This window comes from Kitasatospora sp. NPDC059747, assembly GCF_042732955.1.
GTDB lineage: Bacteria > Actinomycetota > Actinomycetes > Streptomycetales > Streptomycetaceae > Kitasatospora.
On sequence record NZ_JBHWGV010000023.1, the window covers coordinates 93,545 to 97,404 of the forward strand.

Below are 3,860 nucleotides of genomic sequence, written 5' to 3' on the forward strand. Positions count from 1 at the left end.
CCGGCGCGCGCGCGCGAGCTCCCGTCCGCCCGGGGGCCGCCGGCGGCGGCGCCCCCCCCCCCCCCCCCCCCCCCCCACGTTCGCGCGGGTGCTCCCGGGGGCCGCCGGGAGGTTCGGAGTGGGTGGATTTTCCGTGATTTGCCCCGGAAGATTCTGAACGTGACCAAGCTCACACCGTGTCGCTCCGCGACGTCGGCCGAACTCGGAGAGTGATCATGGCGATTCGGGCCCCGATCGCCGTCCGTGACCGGATTTCCGGCCCGGACGCGTGTGCGGGGTTGACGGGCGCCCCTGCTGGGCAAGGGATTCTGCGGGTGCCCGTACGGTCCGCGCTCACTCTGAGTCGCCGCCTGACGGGCTCCGGAGGGGGCCGGAGATGGCCCAGCGTGAGGCCTCCCGCGCCCCGGTGGATCACCCCAACGGACCCCGGGCTGAGTGTCGATTGAGTAACAGGGCTTGAAGTAAGGCAAAATCTCCGCCTCGGGTCGGGCACAAGACCGACCCCCCATGCGTTACGTGCGCTGGAGATACCGCACACACCGCACAACCCGGAGGGGGAGAGCGAAAAATGGCAACGGACTACGACACCCCACGCAAGACCGACGACGACGTCAACGAGGACAGCATCGAGGAGCTCAAGGCTCGGCGGAACGACAAGGGCGGAAGCTCTGTCGACGTCGACGAGTTCGATGCGGCCGAGGGCATGGAGCTCCCCGGCGCCGACCTCTCGAACGAGGAACTCGCCGTTCGCGTCCTGCCCAAGCAGGCCGACGAGTTCACCTGCATGAGCTGCTTCCTCGTGCACCACCGCAGCCAGCTCTACAGCGAGAAGAACGGCAACCCGATCTGCCGGGACTGCGGCGCCTGAGCAGCGCGGCGGACACGGCCCGGCACCCGCGGTCCGCGCGGGGCCGGCACCCAGCCCCTTCCGGCTCCGGGCAGCGGAGCCGGACGGCAGGTCCGGGCAGGACAAAAGTCGTAGGGACGGTCCCGCAGCCGCGGAACCGTCCCTCTTCGTCTTCCGGCGTGCGCCGGTGGCGCGCGCCCTGCGCTACGCCCGCGCGCTCCGGCGGGCCTCCTCCAGCGCCTCCGCCAGCTTCATCGGCGAGCGCGTGGACAGATAGAGGTACGGCGTCGGGTCGGTCGGGTCCGTCACCTCGACCCGCAGCGCCGTCGGGACGTAGCTGCGCAGCAGCATGAAGGCCCGCGGGTCCGCCTTCGGTCCGCGCCAGGCCACCGCCTCGGCCGGGCTCAGCGCGTGCGCGGCGCCCAGGGCGTCCACCGGGATCCGGGCCGGGCCGGCCACCAGGGACCCCTGCACCACGCGGATCCGGGCCGAGCCGTAACTGCTGATCGCGACCGCGCCGACGGCGATCCCGACGACCAGCCCGATCAGTGCGCCCAGCCCGCTGACCCGCAGCAGGATCAACGCGAGCGCGAGCCCGGTCGCGACCGGGAGCAGCCACCAGGAGCGGGGCACGGTGAGGCGTTCGTCGTACATGCCCCCCATTGTGGGCGCCCTCACGGCCGGGCCCGGACGGCACCCCCGCCCGTCGCCGCGTCCGTCCCGCCGTCCGGCGGCCGTCCGCCGCCCCCGCTACCGCCCGGTAGGGCGTCGGTAGGGTGGGGCAGCGTGACCGGTACGACTGCCCCCACGCCCCCCGCCGACCGGTCGGCGCCCGCGACCCCGCCGACCCCGACCACCCCGCCGCCGGACGCCGTGCTGCCCCCGCGGGCCCCCGAGGCGCCCGCCCCCGGCACCCGGCTCGGCTCGCACTACGAGCACTGCTTCGGCTGCGGCCCGCAGCACCCCGGCGGCCTGCGGATCGACGCCGTCGCAGGCGTCGGGCTCGACGTCACCGCCGAGTTCACCGTCCGGGACGTCCACCAGGGCGGTCCCGGCCTCGCCCACGGCGGCGTGCTCACCACGGCCATGGACGAGACCCTCGGCACGCTCAACTGGCTGCTGCACGTCCCCGCCGTCACGGGCCGGCTGGAGACCGACTTCCTGCGCCCCGTCCCGGTCGAATCGGTGCTGCACCTGCGCGCCTGGGTCACCGGCGTGCACGGCCGCAAGATCTACGGCGCCGCCGAGGCGCGGATCGGCGGCCCGGACGGGCCGGTCGCGGTGCGGGCGCAGGCGCTCTTCATCCAGGTGAAGCTGGAACACTTCACCACGCACGGTCGTCCCGAGGACATCGGGAAGGTCCTCGACGACCCCGACCTGATGAAGCGCGCACGAGCCTTTGAGGTGAACCCTTGAGCACCACCAACCAGCCGCTGGACGTCCTGATCCGGCGCATCGACCCCGAGCTGCCGCTGCCCGCGTACGCGCAGCCCGGCGACGCGGGCGCCGACCTGCGCACCACCGTCGACGCCGAGCTGGCGCCCGGCGAGCGGGCGGTCCTGCCGACCGGTGTCGCCATCGCCCTCCCGGACGGCTACGCGGCCTTCGTCCACCCCCGCTCCGGGCTGGCAGCCCGATGCGGAGTTGCGCTCGTGAACGCCCCGGGGACGGTCGATGCCGGGTACCGTGGAGAGATCAAGGTGATCGTCGTCAATCTGGACCCGCGCGAGGGGGTCAGCTTCCGCCGAGGGGACCGGATCGCCCAGCTGGTCATCCAGCAGGTCGAGAAGGCCCGCTTCCACGAGGTGGCCGAGCTGCCTGGGTCGGCACGCGCCGAGGGCGGGTTCGGGTCGACCGGTGGCCACGCCGCGGTCTAGCATGCCCGCGGCCTCGCAGGAAGCCGAGCAGGTATTCGCATCGGTCTTGGACCGGGAAGGACAGTGACCGTGTTCCGTCGTCGCCAGAAGAGCGAGGACGCTGTCGAGCAGCTCGCCGACGACGCCATCAGCGCCGACGAGACGGCCGATGACGTCGAAGGTTCCGCCGAGAGCGAGAACGTGACCGAGCTGGACCCGGCCGACAGGGTCGGCCTGCCGCCGGCCCCGCGGCCGGACGGTCCGTGGGACCACTCCGAGCTGGAGAACCCGGAGGAGGGCCGCGTCGACCTCGGGGGCCTGCTGGTCCCGGGCGTCGAGGGCATGGAGCTCCGTGTCGAGGTGGCCGGTGACGCGATCGTCGCCGCGACCCTCGTCCTCGGCAACAGCGCCGTCCAGCTCCAGGCCTTCGCGGCCCCGAAGTCGGAGGGCATCTGGGGGGAGGTCCGGGAGGAGATCGCCAACGGCATCACCTCGCAGGGCGGCCTCATCGAGGAGGAGGAGGGCCCGCTGGGCTGGCACCTCCGTGCCCAGGTCCCCGTGCAGCTGCCGGACGGCACCCAGGGCGTGCAGCTGGTGCGCTTCGTCGGCTGTGACGGGCCGCGCTGGTTCCTGCGCGGCGTGATCTCCGGTCAGGCGGCGGTGCAGCCGGAGATGGCCGGGATCCTGGAGCAGGTCTTCCGGCAGACGGTCGTCGTGCGCGGCGAGAGCCCGATGGCGCCCCGCGACCCGATCGTCCTGAAGCTCCCCGAGGACGCGCAGATGGTGGCCGACGGCGGCGGGGCAGCCGCTGCCGCCGCCGAGGGCGAGAGCCGCTTCGGCGGCGCCTCCATCGACCCGTTCTCGCGCGGCCCGGAGATCACCGAGGTCCGCTGACCCCGGCTCGACGCCTCGCCGGCCGTTCACCGGCCGTTCGCCGATCGCCCCCTCCCGGACCCCGGGCGGGGGCGATTTGCATGTGGCGCCCCCGGGCCCGTACAGTTCCGGAGTCGCCGCGGGAGACCGGGGCAACGAAAGCGGAAAGCAAATCCGATGAATGAAACTCCGGAAAACGGAGCGGAAAACATCTGATAAGCTGGAAACACGAAAGAACGAAGCGCCCGGAGGGCCCGCTGGAAGGCGGCTCGAAGGAAGCGTCC

5 protein-coding genes are annotated in these 3,860 nt (G+C 73.0%); 4 read left to right on the forward strand and 1 reads right to left on the reverse strand.

What is annotated here, in order from left to right; all coding sequences use genetic code 11:
- Window positions 1–568 precede the first annotated feature (568 nt).
- A complete protein-coding gene (locus tag ACFV4G_RS13160; protein WP_329924615.1) occupies window positions 569–868 on the forward strand; it encodes a DUF4193 domain-containing protein in 300 nt (99 codons plus the stop codon).
- Between the two features lie 183 nt (window positions 869–1,051).
- Here ACFV4G_RS13160 and ACFV4G_RS13165 read toward each other — a convergent pair whose 3' ends face one another.
- The gene (locus ACFV4G_RS13165) at window positions 1,052–1,501 is read right to left on the reverse strand and encodes a DUF3093 domain-containing protein (protein WP_359964755.1); all 450 of its coding nucleotides are present in this window, start codon (window positions 1,499–1,501) and stop codon (window positions 1,052–1,054) included.
- A gap of 132 nt (window positions 1,502–1,633) precedes the next feature.
- Between ACFV4G_RS13165 and ACFV4G_RS13170 the strand changes: the two genes are divergently transcribed.
- The 3 genes from ACFV4G_RS13170 (at window position 1,634) to ACFV4G_RS13180 (ending at window position 3,597) form a co-directional block, all read left to right on the forward strand.
- Window positions 1,634–2,263 carry a PaaI family thioesterase gene (locus ACFV4G_RS13170; RefSeq protein ID WP_380439573.1) on the forward strand — a complete coding sequence of 210 codons (630 nt, stop codon included), beginning with the start codon at window positions 1,634–1,636 and terminating at the stop codon, window positions 2,261–2,263.
- Window positions 2,260–2,724, forward strand: coding sequence for a dUTP diphosphatase (dut, locus tag ACFV4G_RS13175; RefSeq protein ID WP_359964754.1), 465 nt, complete (start codon window positions 2,260–2,262; stop codon window positions 2,722–2,724). Before ACFV4G_RS13170 ends, dut begins: the two co-directional genes overlap by 4 nt.
- 69 nt (window positions 2,725–2,793) lie before the next feature.
- A complete protein-coding gene (locus ACFV4G_RS13180) occupies window positions 2,794–3,597 on the forward strand; it encodes a DUF3710 domain-containing protein (protein WP_380439575.1) in 804 nt (267 codons plus the stop codon).
- Window positions 3,598–3,860 lie beyond the last annotated feature (263 nt).